The 23,821-nt window shown below is 70.1% G+C and carries 19 protein-coding genes; 7 read left to right on the plus strand and 12 right to left on the minus strand.

Going from position 1 to position 23,821, the window contains the following annotated elements; genetic code table 11:
• Nucleotides 1-119 precede the first annotated feature (119 nt).
• The 7 genes from Sp245p_RS22885 to Sp245p_RS22920 form a co-directional block, all read right to left on the minus strand.
• A complete protein-coding gene (locus Sp245p_RS22885; protein ID WP_014199266.1) occupies nt 120-3,305 on the minus strand; it encodes an efflux RND transporter permease subunit in 3,186 nt (1,061 codons plus the stop codon).
• Nucleotides 3,306-3,437: 132 nt separating this feature from the next.
• Complete coding sequence (locus Sp245p_RS22890; protein WP_109138924.1) at nt 3,438-4,619, minus strand: efflux RND transporter periplasmic adaptor subunit; 1,182 nt, start codon at nt 4,617-4,619, stop codon at nt 3,438-3,440.
• Nucleotides 4,620-4,641: 22 nt separating this feature from the next.
• The gene (locus Sp245p_RS22895; protein ID WP_014199264.1) at nt 4,642-5,451 is read right to left on the minus strand and encodes an alpha/beta hydrolase; all 810 of its coding nucleotides are present in this window, start codon (nt 5,449-5,451) and stop codon (nt 4,642-4,644) included.
• 178 nt (nt 5,452-5,629) lie between these two features.
• Complete coding sequence (locus Sp245p_RS22900) at nt 5,630-6,628, minus strand: LysR family transcriptional regulator (RefSeq protein WP_014199263.1); 999 nt, start codon at nt 6,626-6,628, stop codon at nt 5,630-5,632.
• 319 nt (nt 6,629-6,947) lie between these two features.
• Nucleotides 6,948-8,234 carry an MFS transporter gene (locus Sp245p_RS22910; protein WP_014199261.1) on the minus strand — a complete coding sequence of 429 codons (1,287 nt, stop codon included), beginning with the start codon at nt 8,232-8,234 and terminating at the stop codon, nt 6,948-6,950.
• A gap of 28 nt (nt 8,235-8,262) precedes the next feature.
• Nucleotides 8,263-9,453: an acetyl-CoA C-acyltransferase gene (locus Sp245p_RS22915; RefSeq protein ID WP_014199260.1), complete on the minus strand. Its 1,191-nt coding sequence runs from the start codon at nt 9,451-9,453 to the stop codon at nt 8,263-8,265.
• Nucleotides 9,454-9,482: 29 nt separating this feature from the next.
• The gene (locus tag Sp245p_RS22920; RefSeq protein WP_014199259.1) at nt 9,483-10,238 is read right to left on the minus strand and encodes an SDR family oxidoreductase; all 756 of its coding nucleotides are present in this window, start codon (nt 10,236-10,238) and stop codon (nt 9,483-9,485) included.
• A 126-nt stretch (nt 10,239-10,364) separates the two neighbouring features.
• Here Sp245p_RS22920 and Sp245p_RS22925 point away from each other — a divergent pair, with 126 nt between their 5' ends.
• The 4 genes from Sp245p_RS22925 (at nt 10,365) to Sp245p_RS22945 (ending at nt 14,675) form a co-directional block, all read left to right on the plus strand.
• Nucleotides 10,365-10,961 carry a TetR/AcrR family transcriptional regulator gene (locus Sp245p_RS22925; protein WP_014199258.1) on the plus strand — a complete coding sequence of 199 codons (597 nt, stop codon included), beginning with the start codon at nt 10,365-10,367 and terminating at the stop codon, nt 10,959-10,961.
• A gap of 370 nt (nt 10,962-11,331) precedes the next feature.
• A complete protein-coding gene (locus Sp245p_RS22935) occupies nt 11,332-12,270 on the plus strand; it encodes a hypothetical protein (RefSeq protein ID WP_014199256.1) in 939 nt (312 codons plus the stop codon).
• Between the two features lie 115 nt (nt 12,271-12,385).
• The gene (locus tag Sp245p_RS22940; RefSeq protein ID WP_014199255.1) at nt 12,386-13,612 is read left to right on the plus strand and encodes a LysR family transcriptional regulator; all 1,227 of its coding nucleotides are present in this window, start codon (nt 12,386-12,388) and stop codon (nt 13,610-13,612) included.
• A 142-nt stretch (nt 13,613-13,754) separates the two neighbouring features.
• Nucleotides 13,755-14,675: an NAD(P)-dependent oxidoreductase gene (locus Sp245p_RS22945; RefSeq protein WP_014199254.1), complete on the plus strand. Its 921-nt coding sequence runs from the start codon at nt 13,755-13,757 to the stop codon at nt 14,673-14,675.
• Nucleotides 14,676-14,688: 13 nt separating this feature from the next.
• Here Sp245p_RS22945 and Sp245p_RS22950 read toward each other — a convergent pair whose 3' ends face one another.
• The gene (locus Sp245p_RS22950) at nt 14,689-15,606 is read right to left on the minus strand and encodes a helix-turn-helix domain-containing protein (RefSeq protein WP_014199253.1); all 918 of its coding nucleotides are present in this window, start codon (nt 15,604-15,606) and stop codon (nt 14,689-14,691) included.
• Between the two features lie 183 nt (nt 15,607-15,789).
• Here Sp245p_RS22950 and Sp245p_RS22955 point away from each other — a divergent pair, with 183 nt between their 5' ends.
• The 3 genes from Sp245p_RS22955 (at nt 15,790) to Sp245p_RS22965 (ending at nt 18,627) form a co-directional block, all read left to right on the plus strand.
• The gene (locus tag Sp245p_RS22955) at nt 15,790-16,953 is read left to right on the plus strand and encodes a cytochrome P450 (protein ID WP_014199251.1); all 1,164 of its coding nucleotides are present in this window, start codon (nt 15,790-15,792) and stop codon (nt 16,951-16,953) included.
• A gap of 97 nt (nt 16,954-17,050) precedes the next feature.
• Entirely contained in the window at nt 17,051-17,374 is a 324-nt protein-coding gene (locus Sp245p_RS22960) for a 2Fe-2S iron-sulfur cluster-binding protein (protein WP_014199250.1), read from the plus strand.
• 38 nt (nt 17,375-17,412) lie between these two features.
• Complete coding sequence (locus Sp245p_RS22965) at nt 17,413-18,627, plus strand: NAD(P)/FAD-dependent oxidoreductase (protein WP_014199249.1); 1,215 nt, start codon at nt 17,413-17,415, stop codon at nt 18,625-18,627.
• Between the two features lie 302 nt (nt 18,628-18,929).
• Here Sp245p_RS22965 and pcaB read toward each other — a convergent pair whose 3' ends face one another.
• From pcaB to dctA, 4 genes are read right to left on the minus strand one after another with little or no spacing between them, the layout of a single operon-like run.
• Nucleotides 18,930-20,291, minus strand: coding sequence for a 3-carboxy-cis,cis-muconate cycloisomerase (pcaB, locus tag Sp245p_RS22970; protein ID WP_014199248.1), 1,362 nt, complete (start codon nt 20,289-20,291; stop codon nt 18,930-18,932).
• Between the two features lie 44 nt (nt 20,292-20,335).
• Nucleotides 20,336-21,517: a CaiB/BaiF CoA transferase family protein gene (locus Sp245p_RS22975; protein WP_014199247.1), complete on the minus strand. Its 1,182-nt coding sequence runs from the start codon at nt 21,515-21,517 to the stop codon at nt 20,336-20,338.
• Between the two features lie 11 nt (nt 21,518-21,528).
• Nucleotides 21,529-22,404 (minus strand): HTD2 family dehydratase, encoded by an 876-nt coding sequence (locus Sp245p_RS22980; protein WP_014199246.1) that lies wholly within the window; start codon nt 22,402-22,404, stop codon nt 21,529-21,531.
• Between the two features lie 38 nt (nt 22,405-22,442).
• Nucleotides 22,443-23,816 carry a C4-dicarboxylate transporter DctA gene (gene dctA, locus Sp245p_RS22985; protein ID WP_014199245.1) on the minus strand — a complete coding sequence of 458 codons (1,374 nt, stop codon included), beginning with the start codon at nt 23,814-23,816 and terminating at the stop codon, nt 22,443-22,445.
• Nucleotides 23,817-23,821: the final 5 nt, after the last annotated feature.

Raw genomic sequence — 23,821 nt, forward strand, 5'->3', positions numbered from 1 at the left:
GCCGTTCGTTGTGCCAGAGCAAGCAGGGGGAGGGGCGGCGAAGAAACGACGCGGCGGGGAGCGGGGCGCTCGGCCCCGGCTCCCCGCCGCGGTTAAGGCGACGGTTCTCTCAGGGGCGTTCAGTCGTCCCCATGCCCGTGGGCGAGCGCCGGACCGGTCGGCACCGCCGCCGGCTTGCCGGCCCCGACCATCGTGCGCAGCAGGACGTAGAAGACCGGCGTCAGCATCAGGCCGAACAGGGTGACGCCGATCATCCCGGCGAACACCGCCACGCCCATCGCGTGGCGCATCTCGGCGCCGGCGCCGGTGGAGGTGACCAGCGGCACCACGCCCATGATGAAGGCGATGGAGGTCATCAGGATGGGGCGCAGCCGCAGCCGGCTGGCCTCGATGGCGGCCTGCACCACGCTGCGCCCCTGATGCTCCAGTTCGCGGGCGAACTCGACGATCAGGATGGCGTTCTTCGCCGACAGGCCGACCAGCACCATGAAGCCGATCTGCGTGAAGATGTTGTTGTCGCCCCCCGTCAGCCACACCCCGGCCAGCGCCGACATCAGGCTCATCGGCACGATCAGCAGGATGGCCAGCGGCAGGGTCAGGCTCTCGTACTGGGCGGCCAGCACCAGGAAGACGAGCAGGATGCTGATGGGGAAGATCCACAGCGCCGCGTTGCCGGCCAGGATCTCCTGATAGGTCAGGTCGGTCCATTCGAACCGCACGCCGCGCGGCAGGGTTTCCTGGGCGATGCGCTCCGCCGCCGCCTGGGCCTGGCCCGACGAATAGCCGGGGGCCGGCCCGCCGTTGATGTCGGCGGCGGTGTAGCCGTTGTAGCGCACCACCATCTCCGGCCCGTAGCTCTGCTTGACGGTGACCAGCGAGGAGAGCGGCACCATGTCGCCCTGGGCGTTGCGCGTCTTCAGCAGGCCGATGTCGGCGGATTCGGCGCGGAAGGGCGCGTCGGCCTGGACCCGGACCTGGTAGACGCGGCCGAAGCTGTTGAAGTCGTTCACATAGAGCGAGCCCAGATAGATCTGCATGGTGTCGAACACCTCGCCGATGGGCACGCCCTGCTGCTTGGCCTTCACGCGGTCGAGATCGACATCAAGCTGCGGCACGTTGATCTGGTAGCTGGAGAAGGCCGGTCCCAGCTCCGGCGTTTCCATGGCCTTCTTCAGGAAGGAACCGACCGCCGCGTTCAGCGCCTCGTAGCCCAGCGCGCCGCGGTCCTCGATCTGCATCTTGAAGCCGCCCAGCGTGCCGAGGCCCATCACCGGGGGCGGCGGGAAGATGGCGACGAAGGCTTCCTTCAGGCCGGCGTAGCGCTTCTGCAGATCACCGGCGATGGCGGCGGCGGAAAGCGACGGGTCCTTGCGCTCGGCGAAGGGCTTCAGCGTGACGAAGACGATGCCGGCGCTGGAGCTGTTGGTGAAGCCGTTGACCGACAGGCCGGGGAAGGCGACGGCGCTCTGCACGCCGGGGCGGGCCAGCGCGATGTCGGTCATCTCGCGGATCACCGCCTCCGTGCGGTCGAGCGAGGCGCCGTTGGGAAGCTGGGCGAAGCTGATGAGGTATTCCTTGTCCTGCGCCGGGACGAAGCCCATCGGCACGGTGCGGCCGAGCAGCACGGTGACGCCGAGCAGCCCGACATAGACCAGCATCATCAGCCCCTTGTGCCGCACCACCCCGCCGACGCCGCGGCCGTAGCCGGTCGAGGCGCGGTGGAAGACCCGGTTGAACAGCCGGAAGAAGCCGCCGAAGACCTTGTTCATCGCACGGGTCAGCCAGTCCTGCGGCTGGTCGTGGCCGCGCAGCAGGACCGCCGCCAGGGCCGGCGACAGGGTCAGCGAGTTGAAGGCGGAGATGACGGTGGAGATCGCGATGGTCATCGCGAACTGCTTGTAGAACTCGCCGGTCAGGCCGCTCATGGCCGCCAGCGGGACGAAGACGGCGACCAGCGTCAGCGCGATGGCGATGATCGGGCCGCTGACCTCCTGCATGGCGCGGTAGGTGGCTTCCTTGGCTGACAGGCCGTTCTCGATGTTGCGCTCGACGTTCTCCACGACGACGATGGCGTCGTCCACGACGATGCCGATGGCCAGCACCATGCCGAACAGCGACAGCGCGTTGATCGAGTAGCCGAGCCCCAGCATCAGCGAGAAGGTGCCGACGATGGACACCGGGACCGCCAGCAGCGGGATGATCGAGGCGCGCCAGGTCTGGAGGAAGATGATGACCACCAGCACGACCAGGGCGACCGCCTCCAGCAGGGTGCTGATCACCGCGTCGATGCTGGAGCGGACGAACTGCGTCGGGTCGTAGACGATGCTGTAGTCGACGCCGTCGGGCATGTCGGCCTTGAGGTCGGCCATGGTCGCCCGGATGGCGTCGGAAATGGCCAGCGCGTTGGCGCCCGGCGACTGGTTGATGCCCAGCGCCACCGCCGGCTTGTTGTCGAGCAGCGAGCGCAGGCCGTACTGCGCCGCCGCCAGCTCGACGCGGGCGACGTCGCGCAGCAGGGTGACACCGCCCTGCTCGCCGGTCTTCAGGATGATCGCGCCGAACTCCTCCGGCGTCGTCAGGCGCCCCTGCGCGTTGATCGAGAGCTGGAGGGGCGTGTCGGGCAGCGACGGCGAGGCACCGATGACGCCCGCCGCGACCTGGACGTTCTGTTCGCGGATCGCCGCCACCACGTCGGACGCGGTCAGGCCGCGCTGCGCGACCTTGTTGGGGTCGAGCCAGACGCGCATGGAATAGTCGCCGGCCCCCCACACCTGCACCTCGCCGACGCCGCTGATCCGGCTCAGCCGGTCCTTGACGTTCAGGATGGCGTAGTTGCGCAGGTAGGTCATGTCGTAGCGGTCGTTGGGCGACAGCAGATGCACGACCATGGTCAGGGTGGGCGAGCTTTTGACCGTCGTCACGCCCAGCCGCTGCACGTCCGACGGCAGGCGCGGCAGCGCCTGCGCCACCCGGTTCTGCACGAGCTGCTGCGCCTTGTCCGGGTCGGTGCCCAGCCGGAAGGTCACGGTCAGCGCCATGTTGCCGTCGCTGTTGGCCTGCGACTGCATGTACAGCATGTTCTCGACGCCGTTGATCTGCTCCTCCAGCGGGGAGGCGACCGTTTCGGCGATGACCTTGGGGTTGGCGCCCGGGAACTGGGCGCGCACGACGACCGACGGCGGAACGACCTCCGGGTATTCGGAGATGGGCAACTGGAACAGCGAGATCGCTCCCGCCAGGAACAGCGCCACCGACAGCACGCCCGCGAAGATCGGGCGGTCGATGAAGAATTTCGAGATGTTCATGATGGCCTTCCCAGCGGGCGGCATGGAGTTTGGCGTGGAGTTTGGATGCAAGGCCCCCTCCGTCCCCCACGGTGCGGGGGACGGTTGGTCGTGGACGGCGTCCCCCGCGACGCGGGGGAGAGGGCGGGGCCGTTACTGGTTCGCGGCGGTCTCGATGGCGTCCGCCGGCTTGCCCATCGCCACGGTCTTCGGGCTGATGCGGGCGCCGGGGCGGGCGTGCTGGAGGCCGTTGACGACGATGCGCTCCCCGGCGGCGAGGCCGCTCTTCACCACTCGCAGCCCGTTCTGCGCGGCACCCGGGATGATCTCGCGGTACTGCACGGTATCGTCGCCGCCGACAACCAGGACGAATTTCTTGTCCTGGTCGGTGTTGATGGCGCGGTCCTCGACCATCAGTGCGTCGTGCGGGGTGCTGCCGCCGACCTTGACGCGGGCGTAGAGGCCGGGGACCAGCATGCCGTCGGGATTGTCGAACTTGGCGCGCACGCGGATGGTGCCGGACACGGCATCGAGCCGGTTGTCCACATGCTCCACCGTGCCGCCGCGCGAATAGCCGCTCTCGTTGGCGAGGCCGAGTTGCACCGGCACGTCGGCGGAGTCCTTCACGCTGGCGATGTGGCGCAGGTAGGTCTGCTCGTCGACGTCGAAGGAGGCGTAGATCGGCGAGACCGAGACCAGCGTCGTCAGCGGGGCGGCGGAGGCGCCGGACGCCACGACGTTGCCCACCGTCACCTCGGCGCGCGAGACGCGGCCGGAAATGGGTGCGGTGACCTGGGTGTGCTCCAGGTCGATGCGGGCGAGATCGAGGGCCGCCTGCGCAGCCTTCAGGTTGGCGCCGGCCTCGCGGGCGGCGTTCTCCTTCTCGTCGAGCGTCTGGCGCGAGACGGTGTTGTTCTGCACCAGCCGCTGGGCGCGGTCGAGGTCGGCGGTGGTGAAGCGCACCGCGGCCTGCGCGGCGGCGACCTGGGCCTCGGCCCTTGCCACCTCGGCGACGTGGGGGCGCGGGTCGATGGTGAAGAGGGGATCGCCCTTCTTCACCAGCGCGCCGTTGCGGAAATGCACGGCGGTGATGGCGCCGGACACCTGCGGCCGGACCTCCACCCGGTCGACCGCCTCCAGGCGGCCCGAGTAGGACTGCCAGTCGGTGATCTTGCGGGCGACGACCGGCGCCACATCCACCTCGGGCGGCGGCGGGGCGGCGGCAGACGCCGCGGGGGCGTCGGCGTGGCCCTGGGTGGAGACGACACCGGCGACACCGGCGGTCGCGGCGCCGACGGCGAGAAGAAGGGCGAGCTTTGAAGGAGACAATGACATGGGACCACTCTCCTGGGGAGGATCAGACGGGGACGCCGCGGCCGTCCGCGGGGGACAGGCGGCGGCGAAAAAAGTCGGCGACCGCCAGCAACGCCGGGCGGTGGCCCGGCAGGGCGGCGTGCGAAATGGCGGGGAAGCGGGTGACCTCGGTGGGCACGCCGGCTCCGATCAGGTTGGCGGCGTACTGCTCCGCCTCGATGCGCAGGACGTCCTTCTGCGCGGTGACGATCAGCGTCGGCGGCAGCCCGGCCAGCCGGCGCGAATCCAGCGGTGCGGCGTAGGGGTGCACGCGCTGCGCGGCGTCGGGCAGATAGGCGCGGTAGCAGCGGGCGTAGGCGGTGGCCGGAACGTCGCACTGCATGGCCTGGGCGTCGCCTGCGCGGGTCAGGCTGGGGTCCAGCATGGGGCCGAGCAGGGCCTGCGCGCGGATGTCCACCTCGCCCTGGTCGCGGGCGAGGAAGGTCAGCGAGGCGGCGACATGACCGCCCGCGTCGTGCCCGGCCACGCCCAGCCCGCCCGTGGCGATGTTCAGGTCGCGGGCTTCGGCCAGGGTCCACAGCGCCGCCTGATGGGCGTCGTGGGCGGCGGTGGGGAAGCAGTGGGCCGGGGCCAGCGAATAGCCGACCGAGACGACGAGCGCCGGCACGCTCTCCGCGATGGCGGCGGCGGCGGTCTCGGCCTCCTCCAGCGAACCGGAGGTGAAGCCGCCACCGTGCAGGTACAGCAGGGCCGGGACGGTCAGCCCGATCAGCGGCCGGTAGAGCCGCAGCCGGATGTCCTGGGCGTGGCCGGCGATGGTCCGGTCATCGACCGAAAGCCGGCACGGCTCCATCCCGGTACTGCGTGTGTTCGACTGATCCGACGAGCGGCCCATGATCCGACGGTGCCCCGGCACCCCTCCCGCATTGCAACAGGAGGGAGTGTGGGCGTTTGACCGGTCGGAATAAATACGCGGTCAACGGCAACACAATTCGGATCGCATGAACAATCCGATCCACAGGAGGCCTGGGTCACACCACGCAGAGACGGGCGCCCTCCGGTTCCGTGGTGGCGGGAGCCGGCTTGGGTTTCTCCCGGTCCGGGCACTCGTAACCGTCGATCTCCTCGCCCTGCATCAGCGGGCAGCCCTCGAACAGCTCGGCGACCCAGTCGACGAAGGCGCGGACCTTGGGCGACAGGTGGCGGTTGTGCGGGTAGAGCGCGGAGATCGGCATCAGGGCCGGGCGCCACTCCTTGAGGATCTCCACCAGAGCGCCGCTGCGCAGGTGGGGCAGCGCCATGAAGCGGGCGGTCTGCCCGATGCCCAGCCCCTCCAGCGCGCAGGTGACGTAGGCGTCGGCGTCGTTGACCGAGACCGGGCCGTTCAGCTTCACCTCGTGGATGACGCCGTCGCGCTCGAAACTCATCTCGTGCATCTTGCCGGTGCGCGTGAAGTAGTTGACGGCGCTGTGGCCCTCCAGCTCCTCGATGGTCTTGGGCGTGCCGTGGCGGGCGAGATAGGCCGGGCTGGCGACGGTCACCGGGCGGAACGCGCCGACCCGGCGGGCGATCAGGCTGGAATCCACCAAGTCGCCGACGCGCAGCACGCAGTCTACCCCCTCCTGGATCAGGTCGATGGGGCGGTCGCTCATCCCGATCATGATTTCGATGTCGGGGTAGCGGGCGTGGAACTCGTGGATGGTCGGGATGATGATGAGCCGCCCGACCGAGCCCGGCATGTCCACCCGCAGCCGCCCGCGCGGCGTCTTGCGGGCGCTGGTGAAGGAGGTCTCGATCTCCTCCAGGTCGGACAGGATGCGGGTGGCGCCCTCCAGATAGGCGGCGCCGTCGAGCGTCAGGCTCAGCTTGCGGGTCGTCCGCTGGAGCAGGCGCACGCCGAGCGCCGCCTCCAGATTCTGGATGGTCGTCGTCACCGAGGCGCGCGGCAGGCCCAGCGTGTCGGCGGCCTTGGTGAAGCTGTTGACCTCGACGACGCGGACGAAGACGCGCATCGCGTGCAGTTTGTCCATGGTCGGTCCATCGACGCAGTGGGGGCGGCCCGCACATATACGGAGCGGGCCGGGTTGCGCCTATCTAAGCACAGCCCGGCGCGAAGTCGATGGGGCTTTAATTGTCCCCTCTCCCCTCCGCTCACGCGCAAACGCAGTTTGCGCTGACGCGACAGGCGGACCTTCGGTCCGCCGAAAGCGGGGAGAGGGTTGGGGTGAGGGGGTTGCGCTTTTGCCGAACGTGCCGCTACGCGCAACCCCCTCACCGGCCCTTCGGGCCACCCCCTCCCCAGAGGGGAGGGGGCTACTGCGCCAACGCGGGAGTCTTGAATGGGCGCCCTCAGGTGGCCGGCGCCGGCTTGGCGGCCGGGGCGCGGCCCAGCGTCGGGACCAGCAGCGCGGCCCCCAGGCAGAGCAGCCCGGCGATGAAGAAGGCCGGCAGGTAGCTGTCCAGCGTGCTGCGGGCGTAGCCGGCCCCGAAGGCGGCGCAGGCCGCACCGATCTGGTGCCCGGCGAAGACCCAGCCGAAGACGAGGTTGGCGCGCTCCCGCCCGAAGCGTTCCGCCGTCAGCCGGACGGTCGGCGGCACGGTGGCGATCCAGTCCAGCCCGTAGAACACCGCGAACAGCGACAGGCCGTAGAGGGTGAAGTCGGAATAGGGCAGGAACAGCAGCGACAGCCCGCGCAGGCCGTAATACCAGAACAGGAGCCAGCGGTTGTCGTAGCGGTCGGACAGCCAGCCCGAGGCGACGGTGCCGACGAAGTCGAAGACGCCCATCAGCGCCAGCAGGCCGGCGGCCCGCACCTCCGGCACGCCGAAATCGACGCAGAGTGGGATCAGGTGGGTCTGGATCAAACCGTTGGTGCTCGCCCCGCAGACGAAGAAGGTGGCGAACAGCACCCAGAAAACCCGTGTCTTCGACGCGTCGCGCAGGGCGCCCAGGGCGGCGGCCACCACCGATCCGGCGGGCGGCGGCGGGGCGGTCGCCGCACCCTCCTCGCCATAGGCGGCCAGCCCGAGGTCGGACGGACGGTCGCGCATCAGGGCGAGCACGGCCAGCGCCGCCACCCACAGCAGCCCGCACAGCAGCGCCAGCGCGACGCGCCAGCCCATCTGCTCGGTCAGCATCGACAGCAGCGGCATGAAGACGAGCTGCCCGGTGGCCGAACTGGCGGTCAGCAGGCCGACGACCAGCCCGCGCCGCCGGCTGAACCAGCGCGTCGCCACGGTGGCGCCCAGCACCATCGCGGTCAGGCCGGTGCCGAACCCGACGACGAAGCCCCACAGCAGGATCAGCTGCCAGACCTCGCGCATGGCGAGCGACAGCAGCAGTCCGCCGCTGACCAGCGTCAGCGAGGACAGCACCATCCGCTTGACGCCGTAGCGGTTGATGAGCGCGGCGGCGAACGGCCCCATCAGGCCGAACAGCAGCAGGCGGATGGCGAGCGCCACCGAGATGTCGGCGGTGGACCAGCCGAACTCGCGCTGCAGGGGCAGCAGCAGGACGCCGGGGGCGCCGACCGCGCCGGCGGACACCAGCATGGTCAGGAAGGTGACGCCGACGACGGCCCAGCCGTAATGGACGTTGCGCCGCGCCAGCGCGGCGGCGACGGGGGAGGACAGCATGGATGGGGTTCCGGTCTGGCGGAAAGGGTCAGGCGGGCCGTTCGACCGCGATGGCGGTGGCCTCGCCGCCGCCGATGCACAAGGAGGCGACGCCGCGGCGCAGCCCCCGCGCGGCCAGCGCGTGCAGCAGCGTCACGATTAGCCGCGCGCCGGTGGCGCCGATGGGATGGCCGAGCGCGCAGGCCCCGCCGTTGACGTTCAGCGCGTCGCGCGGAATGCCGAGGTCCCGCTGCGCCGCCATGGCGACGACCGCGAAGGCCTCGTTGATCTCGAACAGATCGACGTCGCCGATACCCCAACCGACGCGGTCGAGCAGCTTGCGGATCGCCGGGATGGGTGCGGTGGTGAACCAGGCCGGGTCCTGGCTGTGGGTGGCGTGGCCGAGGATGGTCGCCAGCACGGGCAGCCCCTCGCGCTCGGCCAGCGAGCGGCGGGTGAGCAGGAGCGCCGCCGCCCCGTCGGCGTTGGCCGAGGAACTGGCCGCGGTGATCGTGCCGTCGCGGCGGAAGGCCGGCTTCAGGGCGGGAATCTTCTCCGGCGCGACCTTCAGCGGGTTCTCGTCGTCGGCGACGGTGCGCTCGCCACCTTTGACGGCGAGGGTGACGGGCGCGATCTCGGCGGTGAAAGCGCCGCTCGCGATGGCGGCGCGGGCGCGGGTCAGCGTCTCGACGGCGTAGGCGTCCTGCTCGGCGCGGGTGAAGCCGTAGAGGTCGGCGGTCGCCTCGCCGAAATCGCCCATCGGGCGCCCGCCCTCATAGGCGTCCTCCAGCCCGTCGAGCATCAGGTGGTCGAGGATGCGGTCGTGCCCGATGCGGTAGCCGCCGCGCGCCTTGGCCAGCAGATAGGGCGCGTTGGACATCGACTCCATGCCGCCCGCGACCACGAGGTCGGCGGAGCCGGCGCGGATCAGGTCGTGGGCGAGCATCGTCGCCTTCATGCCGGAGCCGCAGACCTTGTTGACGGTGGTGGCGCCGGTGGCGTCGGGCAGACCGGCGCCGCGCGCCGCCTGCCGGGCCGGCGCCTGCCCCTGGCCGGCGGGCAGCACGCAGCCGAGCAGCACCTCGTCCACGCGCTCCGGCGCCAGACCGGCGCGGCTCAGGGCGGCGCGGACCGCGTGGGCGCCCAGCGCGTGGGCGGGCAGAGCCGACAGCTCCCCCTGGAAACGGCCGAGCGGTGTGCGCGCGGCGGACACGATGACGACGGGGTCGAGGGTATCCATGATCGCGAACTCCTAGGATGGGGTGGGGATCACTGCACCGTCAGCCCGCCGTCGACGTTGATCGACTGGCCGGTGATGAAGGACGCGGCGTCGGAGCACAGCCAGACCACGGTGTCGGCGACCTCGCGCGGCTGGCCGACGCGGCCGACCGGGTGCAGCGGGCCGAGCGCCGCGTTGACCGCCTCCTCCCCGCCGAAGGACCCGGCGCTCATCGGCGTCTGGATGATCGCCGGGCAGACGGCGTTGACGCGCACGCCGGACTTGGCGACCTCGATGGCGACGCTGCGGGTCATGCCCTCGACCGCCGCCTTGCTCGCGGAATAGACGCTGTTGCCGGCCAGCCCGATCTGGCCCAGCACCGACCCGGTGGACACGATGGCGCCTTTGCCCTGCCGCAGCATGATTGGCAGCTCGTGCTTCAGGCACAGCCAGACGCCCTTGATGTTGACGGCGACCATGCGGTCAAAGTCGGCCTCCGTCGTGTCGGCCACCGAGCGGCCGAAATGGATGCCGGCGTTGTTGAAGGCGTAGTCGAGCCGGCCGTGGTCCCGCTCGATCCGGGCGAACAGGGCGGCGACCTCCTCGGCGTCGGCGACGTCCGCCTGGACGAAGACGGCGCGCCCGCCGGCCTGCCGGACGAGGTCCACCGTCTCCAGCCCCTCCGCCTCGCGCCGTCCGGTGACGATGGCCGTGGCGCCTGCCTTGGCGAAGGCCAGCGCGGTCGCCCGCCCGATGCCCGAGGTGCCGCCGGTGACCAGGGCCACGCCGCCGCTCATATCCGTCATTGTCCTCTCCATGCTCGCTGGGTTATGATGATGACCATCATGAATGGACTTATTCATGACGTCCATCATGAATACCGCCGCGACCTCCCATGATGAGGGCGTGGCAGCCATGCACAAGGTGACGACGTGAAGGTTTCCAAAGAAAAGGCGGCGGAGAACCGGGCCGCCATCGTCAAGGCGGCGGGACGCCTGTTCCGCGAGCGCGGGTTCGACAAGGTCGGGGTGGCGGAGATCACCAAGGCCGCCGGGCTGACCCACGGCGGCTTCTACGGCCATTTCGCCTCGAAGGACGCGCTGGCCGCCGAGGCGTGCGAGGCCGCCTTCGCGGAAAGCCTCGGCCGGCTGCCCGCCGACGAGGCGTCACCCGAGGGGGCGCTCAACGCCTTTCTGACGCGCTACCTGAGCGACCGGCACCGCGACCGGCCGGACGCCGGCTGTCCGATGGCCGCCTTCGCCGGAGAGGTGGCGCGGCAGGACCCGGCGGTGCAGGAGCGCTTCGGGACCGGAGTCGAGCGCTTCTTCGCGGCGGTGGAAGAGCGCTTGCCGGAGCGGGGCGGGGAGGGTGACGCCGGCCGCCGCGACCGAGCCATCGCCATCGTGTCGGCCCTGATCGGCGGCATGGCGCTGGCCCGCGCCACCGCGCAGGCCGACCCCGACCTGTCGGTGGAGATCCTGACGGCGTTGCGCGGTCAGCTCGGGATCATGGGAGGCGATGGGGATTGAGCATTCTCCCGCGTGAAGGTCAGTCCCTGGGGCTCGATGGCGGCGACGAGCCAGTCCGCAGCGGCGGCGGGGGTGCCGGGGAGGAGGTTTCGGGGAATCGCGGTGTCGCAGAAGAAGCGGGGCATCGGTCCCGCCAGAGCACCCGACCGGCGGCCCGACATGAGGTTTGGGCTGTGGAGGATGTGCAGGCTGGTCTGCTGGCTGAAGCAGGTCAGCGCCTCGGCAGGATTGACCTCCGGCCCGGCGATGGCGTTCTCTGTCTGGAATCAGACCGGGTGAGGACCAGTTCGGGGATGCCGCGCGCTGGTTCGCCCGGGTTGGCTTTGCGGACCGAATGGACGGTTGCCGCTTTCCCGGAGACCGCCCGCCCATGCCCCACACCGATCCCCTCCGTCCGCCGACGGGCGCCGAAACTCCGTTGGATCGCCAGTTGCGGCTCTGGCAGGGCCACCGCCGCCTGGTTCCGCCCGACGAGCGGATGCGGGCCCTGACGGAGCGGTGGCTCGGCCGCCATCTTGCCGCCCTGGAAGCGCTGATGCTGGAGCTGCGCCACGGCGTCGACCGGGACCGGGACGAGGGCCGGCTGAGCTTCCCGAAGCGCCGCAACCCTTACCCCAAGGGCTTCTGCCGCGAGATCAGCGACGCCGTCTTCGAGCGGTTGCGCCGCCGGATCGCCGCACCGGACACGCCGGTCACGCAGGCCCTGGCGGCCTTCGTCCGCGAGGGCGGCCACCTCTCGCCGATCTGGGGGGCGCTGCGCGGCAGCTATTTCCAGAACGCCATGCAGATCGGCGCGCTGTATGTCGATGCGGCCAACGACACCGTGACCGTCACCAAGCCCAAGGTCGAGATTCTGCCCCTGGAGGCGAGCGGACTCGAACCCGTCGTCGAAGTGGCCCATTTCGCCCGGATCGCCCAGGTCTATTGGGGCGGTACCCTTTGGGCGAACACGCTGTTTCCGCGGCTCGCGCCGGTCTTTCCCATCCTCTACATCGACCCGGACGGACGCCCCCGCCTGCACCCAGACAGCCTCGGGGTCTTCGCCGAGAACATGGTCGGCGGTTGTCGGTCGGCCCTGGCCTTCCTGGAGCAGGAACGCGACGGCGGGCGCGTTCTGCCGGCCGACGTCGCGGCGGCGCTCGCTTCATGGCGGAGCCATGGCCCCTGGTTCGAGGAGATGTGCCCGGCGCCCGACTGGGACCGGCTCCGCACCTGTTTCGCCCAGGCGGCCGATCCGCAGGGGCCGTACCGCTCGCCCCAGGGCTTTCAGGGGATGATCGAGGCGGTCAAGCGCGCAGCGGCGGTGTAACTAACACTCTCCACGCCCCGGCCTCTTTACGGAGCGGTGCCCCGACGATAAGCTGGAGCCATTGAATTTTGCTATGACCGCTCCGGCAGCGGTGCTGCGGGGCAGGACGGTCCGAATGAACGGCATTCCCAACATCCGGCATTTGCGGGCCTTCCGCGAGGTGGCGCGGCGCGGCAGCATCAGTCAGGCGGCGGAGCATGTGCATCTGTCCCAGCCCGCCATCACCCAGGCCATCGCCAAGCTGGAGGAGGAGGTCGGCACCCCCCTGTTCGAGCGGCGGCCGGACGGCATGGCGGTGTCGGCCATGGGCGTGCTGTTCCTCGACCGGGTGGAGCGCGCGCTGGACCGCCTGCGCACCGGCACGCGCGAGGCCGTCCGCATCGGCGGGCGCAAGGGCGGCCTGCGCGGTGTGGCGGATTTCGACCAGCTGCTGACCGCGGCGCAGATCCGGGCGCTGGCCGCGGTCGCCGACGCCGGCAATTTCAGCCTCGCGGCGCGCACCGTCGGCATCTCGCAACCCACCCTGCACCGCGCCGCCCGTGATCTGGAGCGGTTGGCGGGCATGGCGCTGTTCGCGCGGACCGCCGCCGGCATCGCGCTGACCCCCGCCGCCAAGGCGCTGGTCCAGCATGTGAAACTGGCGATCACCGAGCTGGAGCAGGGCTTCGCGGAGGTCGGCGAAGGGCTGGGCGGCGACACCGCTCGCATCGTCGTCGGCAGCATGCCGCTGTCGCGCCCCTTCATCCTGCCGACCGCCGTCAACGCGCTGGTGCGCGAGCGTCCGGACGTCCAGTTCGACGTGCTCGACGGCCCCTACGACGACTTGTTGCACGGGCTGCGCCACGGCGAGATCGACGTGCTGATCGGCGCGCTGCGCGATCCGCTGCCCATCGACGACGTCGTGCAGGAACCCCTGTTCGAGGACCCGCTGGTCGTGGTCGCGCGCGCCTTCCACCCGCTGTCCCGCCGGTCCAGGCTGACGCTGGAGGAGCTGGCGGGGTGCCAATGGGTGGTTCCGCGCCGTGGCACGCCGACGCGCGACCGGTTCGAGACGCTGTTCGCCGCAGCGCCACCGCGTGGGCTGGTCGAGACCAGTTCCCAGATCCTGGTGCGCGGCCTGCTGCTGGGCAGCGACCGTCTGACCCTGATCTCGGCGCACCAGATCCGGCATGAGCATGAGCTGGGCCTGCTGGTCATCCTGCCCGTGGAGTTGGCCAACACCGAGCGCACCATCGGCCTCACCGTGCGCCGGGGATGGCGCCCGACCGCGACGCAGGCGCATTTCCTCGACCTGCTGCGCGAGGCCGGGAAGCAGGCCGTCTCGCCGGTCCCCCGCCCATGACCAGCTGTTCAGAACACCGTCGAGGCGCTATTCAAAAATTGGATAGGACGATCCGTCATTGAATGACGCCGGGGGGGTGTCGGCGTGTTAGCGATGCCCAGTCGAGGGGAAGTGGACTCCCGGCGCACGGACGGAGGCGGCGATGACGGTGCAGGATCGGCGGACGGCCAAGGTGGCCTTCATCGGATTCGGGGAGGCGGCGTCGGCCTTCCGCTCCGGCTGGCGGGGCGCCGGGCTGGCCGACACGGTCGCCGCCTTCGACGTCAAGACCGCGTCCGCCGACGCGGTGGTGCGCGCCCGCAAATGGGCCGACTACGTGACGGCCGGGGTGACCGGCGCCGAGCGGGTCGAGGATGCCCTGGCTGGGGCCGCGTTGGTCTTCTCGCTGGTCACCGCCGATCAGGCGCAGGCCGCCGCCCGCAACGCCGCCGCCCATCTTGCGCCCGGCGCCCTGTTCTTCGACGGCAACTCCTGCGCGCCCGGCACCAAGCGGGAATCGGCGCAGGCGGTCGAGGCGGCGGGCGGGCGCTACGTCGATCTGGCGGTGATGGCGCCGGTCCATCCGAAGCTCCACAAGACGCCGCTTCTGGTCGCCGGCCCGCACGCCGCCGAGGCTCTGGCCGCCCTGTCGGCCCTGGAGATGAGCGCCGGGGAGGCGGCGGGACCGGTCGGCACCGCCTCCTCGATCAAGATGATCCGCAGCGTCATGATGAAGGGGCTGGAGGCGCTGTTCCTCGAATGCGTGCTGGCCGGGCGCAAGGCCGGGGTGGACGAGGTGGTGCTGGATTCCCTGGACGTCACCTATCCCGGTTTCGGCTTCAAGGAGCGCGCCGCCTACATGCAGGAGCGGGTCATGACCCACGGCGTCCGCCGCGCCGCCGAGATGCGCGAGGTCGCGCGCACCGTCGACGAACTGGGTTTGGCCGGTGGCATGGCCCGCGCCGCCGTCGACTGGCAGCAGCGTGTCGGCGACCTCAAACTGGACGCCCGCGCCATCGGGGAAGGCGATTACCGGGCGCTCGCCGACGCCATCCTGGCGCGGCTCGACCCGGTTGAGCGGTGACGAACGGTCCTCGCTATTCGGAGCGCGCCTCGCGCCGGAAGGCGGCGGGCGTCTTCCCGGTCAGCTTCTTGAAGACGCGGTTGAAGTAACCGGGGTCCTGGAAGCCCAGCTCATAGGCGATCATCGCCACCGGTGCGGCGATGTACACCAGACGGCGCTTCGCTTCGAGCAGCAGGCGGTCCTGCACCACCTCGAAGGCGGAGCGGCCGGCGAGATGCCGGCACAGGCGGTTCAGCCGCGATTCCGTGATCCCCAGCGCGTCCGCGTAACGCGGGATCGTCCAATGATCGGTGAAATGGTCCTCGACCAGCGCGCGGAAGCGGGCGAACAGCTCGGTGCGCACGCGCTCCGCCGGGTCGGCGCCGGCGGCCGCCGCGCGCTGGCGCTCCAGCAGCAGCAGGACGCCGCGCAGCAGCCACTCGCACATCGCCGACCGGCCGAGCTGCGGCCAGCGGAATTCCGTCATCAATTGATCGAGCAGCGTTGAGACGCGTTCCGCCGCCGCCGGGGCGTCGGTGAAATCGATCAGGTAGGGGCGCAGGAACAGCGCCTCGAACAGCGGCCGGCTCTGCGCGCTGGCCCCGTCGAACAGCATCACCTCGGCCACCGTCAGCACATAGCCGTGGCTGCCCGGCTGGAACTGGAAGGAATGCACCACCGCCGGGGGAACGACGATCACACAGGGGGCTGCGACCTCCGCCACCCGGTCGTCGATCTGCACGCGCCCCCCGCCGTCGAGCACCGCCACCAGCTGGAACAGCCCCCGGTGGGTGTGGGAGCCGATGCCCCAATCGTAGAGGCGGCTGCGGCTTTCGATGTCCTCGATGTGGATGAATTCGGCGTCGGTGAGCCGGGCCTCCTCGCCGTAGAGCGCGAACAGCGGCACCGCGCCGGACCGTGTCTGCGCCGTCCCTTCCGCAGGCTGCTCCATGCCGTCCTCCCCCGCGCCTTCGTTTGTCGGAAAAGTACAATTTTCCTTCCGCTTCGTCCATTCCGCCGCAAAGGCGAATCTGTCTAGGATGCAATTGTTCGCGACCTGAACGGTTCGCGTCAATCCAAACCAAAAACCGCCAATTGGCCGCCCGCTGCCGCGGGTGTCGGAGGACTGCGCCCGATGTTCCGTTTCGATCCCTACTCCCCGGCCGTCGATGCCGATCCGTTTCCTTTCTACAAGACCTTGCGTGACGAGCATCCCTGCTTCTGGAGCGAGGAGGCCAACATGTGGGTGCTGTCGCGTTACGACGACATCGTCACTGCGCTGAACGATTGGGAAACCTATTCTTCGGCCAAGGGCAACCTGATGGACGAGATGCCCAACCGCGCCGGCAACACGCTGGGCACCACCGATCCGCCCCGCCACGACCGCCTGCGCAGCATCGTCCAGTTCGCCTTCACCAAGAAGGCGGTGGAGGGATTGACCGAACCGGTGCGCGCCTCGGCCAACCGGGCGCTGGACGCCGTGCAGGGGGAGAGGACCTTCGACTTCGTCAGCGACGTCTCCAGCAAGGTCACGGTGGACGTGCTGTTCGGCCTGTTCAACCTGCCGCGCGAGAACGAGCGGATGGTGCGCGACAAGGCGGTGCTGATGGTGCAGTCCGACCCCCGCACCCGCCAGAAGGGGCCGGAGCATCTCGCAGCCTTCCAGTGGATGAGCGAATACGCCAAGGAGCTGGTGGAGCTGCGCAAGCGCGAGCCCGGCGACGACCTGATCACCGCCCTGATCCAGGCCGAGGTCGCCGGCGAGAAGCTGGCCGACCGCGAGGTGCAGATGACCATCACCACGCTGATCATGGCCGGCATCGAATCCCTGTCGGGCTTCCTCGCGATGTTCGCCCTGAACCTCGCCGACCACGCCGACGCGCGCCGCCGGCTCGCCGCCAACCCGGCGCTGATCCCCGACGCCATCGAGGAATCGCTGCGCTTCAACACCTCGGCCCAACGCTTCCGCCGCTGCCTGCAGAAGGACGTCGAGCTGCACGGCCAGACGATGCGCGCCGGCGATTTCGTCTGCCTCGCCTACGGGTCGGGAAACCGCGACGAGCGGCGCTTCGCCAACGCCCATCTCTACGACATCGACCGCAAGCCGAAGGGGCATCTGGGATTCGGCGGCGGCGTCCACGCCTGCCTCGGCACCGCCTTCGCCCGTCTGGCCGCCCGCGTCGCCTGCGAGGAGTTCCTGAAGCGCGTGCCGGAGTTCGTCCGGGTGCAGGACCAGCTGCCCTGGATGCCCTCCACCACCTTCCGCAGCCCGACCCGCCTCGAACTGGCGGTCGGCTGATCGCGGGGACGACGGCGCGGCCGGGGGAGGCTCCGGCCGCGCCAGGACGCAGAACACGGTTTTCGCAGAACACGGTTTTCCAAAGGAAGTTTCGGTCATGGCGAAGGTCACCTTCATCGAGCACGACGGCCTGGAGCAGGTCGTGGACATCCCGACGGGTTGGACCCTGATGCAGGGCGCGGTGCAAAGCGGCGTCGCCGGCATCGAGGGCGAGTGCGGCGGCTCCTGCGCCTGCGCGACCTGCCACTGCTACGTGGACGAGGCGCTCGTCGACTCCCTGCCGCCGCCCAGCGAGACAGAGGAGGAGATGCTCGACTGCACGGCGTCGGAGCGCCGCAGCAACAGCCGCCTGTCCTGCCAGATCCGGGTGAGCGACGCGCTGGACGGCATGGTGGTGCGCCTGCCGGAGGCCCAGAGCTGATGGGCGGCCCGGCGCAAGCGGAACCCGCGGACGGGGGAATGGTCATCGTCGGGGCGGGGCAGGGCGGCTTGCAGGTCGCCGAATCCCTGCGCGCCGAGGGCTACGACGGTCCCATCACACTGATCGGGGAGGAGGCTTCGGCCCCCTATCACCGGCCGCCGCTGTCCAAGGCGATTCTCGCCGGCACGATGGAGGAGGCGCAACTCGCCATCCGCGGCGCCGAGTTCTTCGAACGGCAGCGCATCGCCCTGCTGACCGGCACGCGCGTCGCCGCCATCGACCGCTCCGCCCGCCATGTGCGCTTGGAGGACGGGCGCCGCCTGGAGTATCGCGGGCTCGCTCTCGCCACCGGCGCGCGGGTGCGCCGTCTGCCGGTCGCCGGGGATGAGTTGGACGGCGTTCTGGGCCTGCGGTCGCTGGACGACGCGCGGCGGATTCGCGTGGCGCTCGACCGGGCGGCGCGGGTGGTGGTGATCGGCGGCGGCTACATCGGGTTGGAGGTCGCGGCGGCGGCGCGCAAGCGCGGCCTGGAGGTGACCATCCTGGAGGCGGCGGACCGGCTGCTCGCCCGCTCGGCGACGCCGTTCCTGGCGGCTTTCTACGCCGACTTGCACCGCTCGCAGGGCGCGCTGGTCGAACTGGGGGCCAAGGTCGTCGCGCTGGACGGGCAGGGGGGCCGCGTCACCGCCGTGCGCACAGCCGACGGGCGCTCGCATCCGGCGGATCTGGTGGTGGTCGGCGTCGGAATCGTCCCCGACACGGCGCTGGCCGAAGGCTGCGGGCTGGCGTGCGACGGCGGCATCTTGGTGGACGACAGCGCCCGCACCGACGATCCGGCCATCGTCGCGGTCGGCGACTGCACGGCCCGTCGCACCGGCACGGGGACCCCGCTGCGGCTGGAGTCGGTGCAGAACGCCGTCGAGCAGGGCAGGTCGGCCGCCGCCGCGCTGCTGGGGCGGGAGCGTCCCTTCACGGCGGCGCCCTGGTTCTGGTCCGATCAGTATGACGTGAAGCTGCAGATCGTCGGCCTGTCCGCCGATCATGACCGGATGGTGCTGCGCGGGTCGCCGGAGGATCGCCGCTTCTCGGCCTTCTACTTCCGCCGGGACGCGCTGGTCGCCATCGATTCCATCAACCGTCCGGCCGATCATATGGCCGGCCGCAAGCTGTTGGACCATAAGACCATGATCACGCCCGAACAGGCGGCCGACGAGAGCCTTCCGCTGGCTTCCTTGATGAGACCAGGGCGCTGACGGACGCGGCGCTCAATCATGGACGTCGTCGACGCTTTGCGGCATCGTTGTGAGCCATGGCGTGGTGTGCAGCCGGTCGGAGGGGATCATCCAGCGCCGATGCAAACGATCTTCGGCACTTGGATGCGCGGTTGTGGCTGGCGCCGCGCTGCGGGCATCATGAGAACAACACCGGCGTGATCGGAGCGCCGGCACACTCAGAGACGAAGCGCACCGTGGGCACTCTGGATGCCGCCCACGGTGCCGTTCCGGAAGCCGAACAACCAATCCGACGACCGGCGTTCAGTCTTTCCTGGCAAGCCTCAGCCGCGCACGGGATTTTTGACACGGTCCAGAACACGATCGACCATCACCCCGGACTGGCCCAGGTAATTGGCCGGATCGCAGAGCTTGGCCAGTTCGGCGCGGCTGAGGCAGGCGCTGATCTCCGGTGTCTCGGCCAGGAGGTCGAGCAGCGGCCGGTTCTGGCGCACCGCCTCGCGGCAGAGGTCGTAGACGAGGTCGTGGGCGTACTCGCGCCCGATGTGGCGGCCGAGCCCCATCATCACCGCCTCGGACGCCACCAGCCCGTTGGTCATCTCCAGGTTGGCGCGCATCCGTTCGGCATCCACCTCGAGGCCGCTCACCACGAACCGCGCCTGTTTCAGGGCGCCGGCCAGCAGGCAGAAGGCCTCCGGCAGGACGATCCACTCGATCTCCCACGGGCCGGTCGACCGTTCGTGGTCGGCCACCATGGCGTCGAGCAGGGCCGCCGTGTGCTGGCGCAGCACGGAGATCGACGCGTGGATGTAGCAGCTGGAGATCGGGTTGCGCTTCTGCGGCATGGTGCTGCTCGACCCGCGGCCATGCGCGAAGGGCTCGTAGACCTCGCCGACCTCCGTCTGCATCATCAACTTCACGTCCATCGACAGCTTGCCGAGCGTGCCGCCGACCAGGCCCAGGAAACAGCCCACCTCGGCGATGGTGTCGCGGATGGTGTGCCAAGCGATCACCGGCTGGGCGAGGTCCAGCTCCTCCATCAGCCCGGCCTGGGTCTCCATGGCGCCATGCTCCAGGGAGGCCAGCGTGCCGGACGCTCCGGCGAACTCGCCCATCAGCACGCGCGGACGGAGCTGCGCCAGCCGCTCGCGATGGCGCTCCACCGCCGACAGCAGCCCGGCCATCTTGTAGCCGAAGGTCACCGGCACCGCCTGCTGCAGGTTGCTGCGGCCGATCATCGGCGTGTCCCGGTGGCGCTTGGCGAGAGTCGCCAAGGCCGCCGACAGGCCCGCCAGATCCTCGTCCACGAGGTTCAACGCCTCGCGCATCTGCAGGACCGTGGCGGTGTCGGTGATGTCCTGCGTGGTGGCCCCCCAGTGGCAGTATTCGCCGAGCCGGTCGCGGCACAGCGCGTTGAGCTGCGAGACGACGCCCAGCACGGGATAGCCGATGCGCTCCGTCTGCGCCTTCAGCGTCGCCATGTCGATCCTGTCGAGGGAGCAGTTGGCGACGATCTCGTCGGCGGCCTCCTGCGGGATGATGCCCAGGCGGCCCTGGACGCGGGCGAGTGCGGCCTCGATGTCCAGGTACTTGCGCGTTCGGTTCTCGTCCGACCAGACGGCGCGCATGGCCGGGGTGCTGAAGATGTCGCCGAAGATGGCGGAGTCGATGATCGTGGACGGCATGGTGCTGGTCCTCCCAAAAAATGGCGTTCCGTTCGCGGCGCGGCTCAGATCGCCTTCGCGTCGCGCAGCCGGGCGATGTCGCCGGGCGCGTAGCCCAGCTCGGCAAGGATGCGGTCGGTGTGCTGGCCGAGCGCCGGCACCGGGTCCATGCGCGCGCTCCCGTCGCTCGCTACACCCGGCGGCAGCAGGGCCGGCACTGGCCCGTTCTGGGTCTCCACCGTGCGCCAGCGGTCGCGGGCCGCCAGTTGCGGGTGGTTCCAGACGTCCTGCATGGTGTTGGCCTGGGCGTTGGCGATGGCGGCCTGCTCCAGCCGGGCGACCACCTGCTCGGCGGTCAGGCCGGCGAAGGCCGCCACGATGATCCCGCGCAGCTCGTCGCGCGCCGCGTTGCGGCGGGAGTTGCTGGAGAAACGCTCCTCGCGCGCCAGCTCGGGGCGTTGCAGCACCGTCTCGCAGAAGGCCACCCATTCGCGCTCGTTCTGCAGGCCGAGCAGCACCGTCTTGCCGTCGCCGGCCGGAAACGGGCCGTAGGGGTAGATGGTCGCGTGGCTGGCGCCGGTGCGGGCCGGCGGCGGCGCGCCGTCGAAGGCGTAGTAGAGCGGGTAGCTCATCCACTCCACCAGCGATTCCAGCATGGAGACGTCGATGCGGCAGCCGCGACCCGTCTGCTGGCGTTGCAGGAGGGCGGCCAGGATGTTGGTGTAGGCGTACATGCCGGCGGAGATGTCGGCGATGGACGGGCCGGCCTTGGAGGGCGTCTCCGGCGTGCCGGTCACCGACAGGAAGCCGGACTCGCCCTGGATCAGCAGGTCGTAAGCCTTCTTGTCGCGGTAGGGACCGTCGCCGCCGTAGCCGGAAATGTCGCAGACGATGATTTCCGGCTTCCCGGCGGACAGCGCCTCGTAGGACAGGCCGAGGCGGGCCGCCGCGCCGGGCGCGAGGTTCTGCACCACCACGTCGGCCTGCTCGCGGATCAGGCGTTTGAGGATCGCCTGCGCCTCCGGGTGCTTGACGTCGAGCGTCAGGCTTTCCTTCGAGCGGTTGGTCCAGACGAAGTGCGAGGCGACGCCTCGCACCCTCTCGTCGTAGCCGCGGGCGAAGTCGCCGACGCCGGGACGCTCCACCTTGATGACGCGGGCGCCGAGGTCAGCGAGCTGGCGCGTCGCGAAGGGGGCGGCGATGGCGTGTTCCAGGGTGACGACGGTGATTCCAGACAGCGGTCTCATAGGGGGCGTCCTCACGTCAGGACCGCGGTGGCGTCCATGGTCAGCCAGCCTTCATGGTCCTTGGCCCACAGGTGGACCGTCTTGCCGTCGGCGAGCGGCGTGCCGCACACCGAGAAAGGGTTGATGTCGAAGGTCGGCCGCGCCGCCTTGAAGCGGAAGGAGGCGACCTCGGCTTCCGGCAGCCGGTGGCGCAGCAGGTCGAGCAGCAGCGTCGCAATCAGCGGGCCGTGCACGATCAGCCCCGGATACCCCTCCACCCCCGTCACGTAGCGCCGGTCGTAGTGGATGCGGTGGCCGTTGAAGGTCAGCGCCGAGTAGCGGAACAGCAGCACGTCGTCGGGAACCCAGCGCGTCTCCCAGGCCGCGTCCGCCGGCGCCGGCTGCGGTTCCGGCGGCGCATCCTGCGGCGTGGCCGCCTCGCGGTAGACGATGTCGTGGAACTCGGTCAGCGCAACGTCGGTCTCGCCGGCGCGGCGGATCTCGTGGCGGACCTTGACGAAGACCAGCGGGCCGGTGCGCCCGGATTTCTCGGTCACGTCATGGATGGTCGAGGTCCGGGTCAGGGCGTCGCCGACGCGCAGGGGGCTGTGGAACTCGAACTGGCTGCCAGCCCACATCCGGCGGGGCAGCGGCACCGGAGGCAGGAAGCCGCCACGCCTGGCATGACCGTCCGGCCCGATCTCCGACTGGCGGTGCAGCGGCAGGAAGTACAGCCAGTGCCACAGCGGCGGGAGCGGGGTACCGGCGGCGGGGCGCTCGGCGGGCCGGTCCAGAGTGGCCGACAGCGCGGCGTAGGGGGTCGGGGTGACCGTGTCGGACACGGTCTCGCTCCGGCCGATCCAGTCCTTCGCGTTTGTGGTGGAGACGGTCATTGGGGAGGAGGTCATGGCGGTGTCCTCGATGCGTGGGGGCGGGCGTCGGCGAATCAGTGCGACGGCTGGGCGGGGGCGTTCAGCGGCAGGACCGCGATGTCGCCCTTCTCCTCCAGGCACCGCTCGGTGCTGGCGTAGCTCTGGTTCAGCTCCCGCTGCAGGACCTCGCGGTCGCAGGCGTTCTCCCAGATCGAGACGACGATGCTGGCGACGCAGTTGCTGATGATGCTGGTCAGGGCGCGGGCCTCGGACATGAAGCGGTCGATGCCGACGAGCAGAGCGACGCCCGCCACGGGAAGGTCCGGCATCACCGTCAGCGTGGCGACCAGGGCGACGAAGCCGCTGCCGGTGACGCCCGCAGCCCCCTTCGAGGTCAGCAGCATGACGCCGAGCATGGCGAAGATCTGGCCCCCCGACAGGTGGATGTCGCAGGCCTGGGCGATGAACAGGGAAGCCAGCGTCAGGTAGATCGCCGTGCCGTCCAGGTTGAAGGAATAGCCCATGGGCAGCACGAGGCCGGAGACGCCCTTCTTGCAGCCCAGCGCTTCCAGCTTCTGCAGCACGCGCGGCAGGACCGGTTCGGAGGACGAGGTGCCGAGGACGATCAGCAGTTCCTCACGGAAGTAGCGCAGCACCTTCCACAGGCTGAAGCCGTGCAGCCGCGCCAGCGTGCCGATGACCACCATCAGGAAAACGCCGCAGGCGACGTAGAAGGTGAGGATCAGCAGGCCGAGCGAACCGATGGAGTCGATGCCGTATTTGCCGACGGTGAAGGCCATCGCGCCGAAGGCGCCGATCGGGGCCAGCTTCATGATGAAGCCGAAGGCGGCAAACAGCACGTGGGAGAAGGATTCGATGCCCTGGACCACCGGCTCGCCGGCCTTGCCGACCCGCGTCAGCCCGAAGCCGACCAGGACGGAGATGAGCAGCACCGGCAGCACCTCGCCCTCGGCGAAGGCGCCGAAGAAGGAATGCGGGATGATGTGCAGCACGAAATCGGTGAAGCCGACCGGAGCCGCCTGCTTGGCGTAGCGCGCCGCCACCGTGGGGTCGAGCGACGCCGCCGACACGTGCATGCCGACGCCGGGCTCGATGATCATCACCGCGGCCAGCCCGATGAGCAGCGCCGCCACCGTCAGCGCGTAGAACAGCGCCATCGACTTGACCAGCGTCTTGCCGATCTCGCGGGTGTCGTTGAGGCTGGTGATGCCGCTGACGATGGTGCAGAAGACGACCGGCGCGATCATCATCTTGACCAGCTTGACGAAGCCGTCGCCGAGCGGCTTCAGCGAGGCGCCGAGGTCCGGCCAGAAATGACCGGCCAGGATGCCCAGGGTCAGGCCGACGACGACCTGGAAGTAGAGAGCCTTGTAAAAGGCCTTGGGCTTGGTCGGCGCCGGGGTTTGTTCTCCCGTTTGTAGGCGCATGGCGT

The sequence above is a fragment of the Azospirillum baldaniorum genome (assembly GCF_003119195.2).
GTDB lineage: Bacteria > Pseudomonadota > Alphaproteobacteria > Azospirillales > Azospirillaceae > Azospirillum > Azospirillum baldaniorum.

What these genes read in the sequence shown, in the direction of transcription:
- Sp245p_RS22885 (WP_014199266.1), bottom strand. Translation starts at nt 3,305, where the DNA reads ATGAACATCTCGAAATTCTTCATCGACCGCCCGATCTTCGCGGGCGTG.
- Sp245p_RS22890 (WP_109138924.1), bottom strand. Translation starts at nt 4,619, where the DNA reads ATGTCATTGTCTCCTTCAAAGCTCGCCCTTCTTCTCGCCGTCGGCGCC.
- Sp245p_RS22895 (WP_014199264.1), bottom strand. Translation starts at nt 5,451, where the DNA reads ATGGAGCCGTGCCGGCTTTCGGTCGATGACCGGACCATCGCCGGCCAC.
- Sp245p_RS22900 (WP_014199263.1), bottom strand. Translation starts at nt 6,628, where the DNA reads ATGGACAAACTGCACGCGATGCGCGTCTTCGTCCGCGTCGTCGAGGTC.
- Sp245p_RS22910 (WP_014199261.1), bottom strand. Translation starts at nt 8,234, where the DNA reads ATGCTGTCCTCCCCCGTCGCCGCCGCGCTGGCGCGGCGCAACGTCCAT.
- Sp245p_RS22915 (WP_014199260.1), bottom strand. Translation starts at nt 9,453, where the DNA reads ATGGATACCCTCGACCCCGTCGTCATCGTGTCCGCCGCGCGCACACCG.
- Sp245p_RS22920 (WP_014199259.1), bottom strand. Translation starts at nt 10,238, where the DNA reads ATGACGGATATGAGCGGCGGCGTGGCCCTGGTCACCGGCGGCACCTCG.
- Sp245p_RS22935 (WP_014199256.1), top strand. Translation starts at nt 11,332, where the DNA reads ATGCCCCACACCGATCCCCTCCGTCCGCCGACGGGCGCCGAAACTCCG.
- Sp245p_RS22940 (WP_014199255.1), top strand. Translation starts at nt 12,386, where the DNA reads ATGAACGGCATTCCCAACATCCGGCATTTGCGGGCCTTCCGCGAGGTG.
- Sp245p_RS22945 (WP_014199254.1), top strand. Translation starts at nt 13,755, where the DNA reads ATGACGGTGCAGGATCGGCGGACGGCCAAGGTGGCCTTCATCGGATTC.
- Sp245p_RS22950 (WP_014199253.1), bottom strand. Translation starts at nt 15,606, where the DNA reads ATGGAGCAGCCTGCGGAAGGGACGGCGCAGACACGGTCCGGCGCGGTG.
- Sp245p_RS22955 (WP_014199251.1), top strand. Translation starts at nt 15,790, where the DNA reads ATGTTCCGTTTCGATCCCTACTCCCCGGCCGTCGATGCCGATCCGTTT.
- Sp245p_RS22960 (WP_014199250.1), top strand. Translation starts at nt 17,051, where the DNA reads ATGGCGAAGGTCACCTTCATCGAGCACGACGGCCTGGAGCAGGTCGTG.
- Sp245p_RS22965 (WP_014199249.1), top strand. Translation starts at nt 17,413, where the DNA reads ATGGTCATCGTCGGGGCGGGGCAGGGCGGCTTGCAGGTCGCCGAATCC.
- pcaB (WP_014199248.1), bottom strand. Translation starts at nt 20,291, where the DNA reads ATGCCGTCCACGATCATCGACTCCGCCATCTTCGGCGACATCTTCAGC.
- Sp245p_RS22975 (WP_014199247.1), bottom strand. Translation starts at nt 21,517, where the DNA reads ATGAGACCGCTGTCTGGAATCACCGTCGTCACCCTGGAACACGCCATC.
- Sp245p_RS22980 (WP_014199246.1), bottom strand. Translation starts at nt 22,404, where the DNA reads ATGACCTCCTCCCCAATGACCGTCTCCACCACAAACGCGAAGGACTGG.
- dctA (WP_014199245.1), bottom strand. Translation starts at nt 23,816, where the DNA reads ATGCGCCTACAAACGGGAGAACAAACCCCGGCGCCGACCAAGCCCAAG.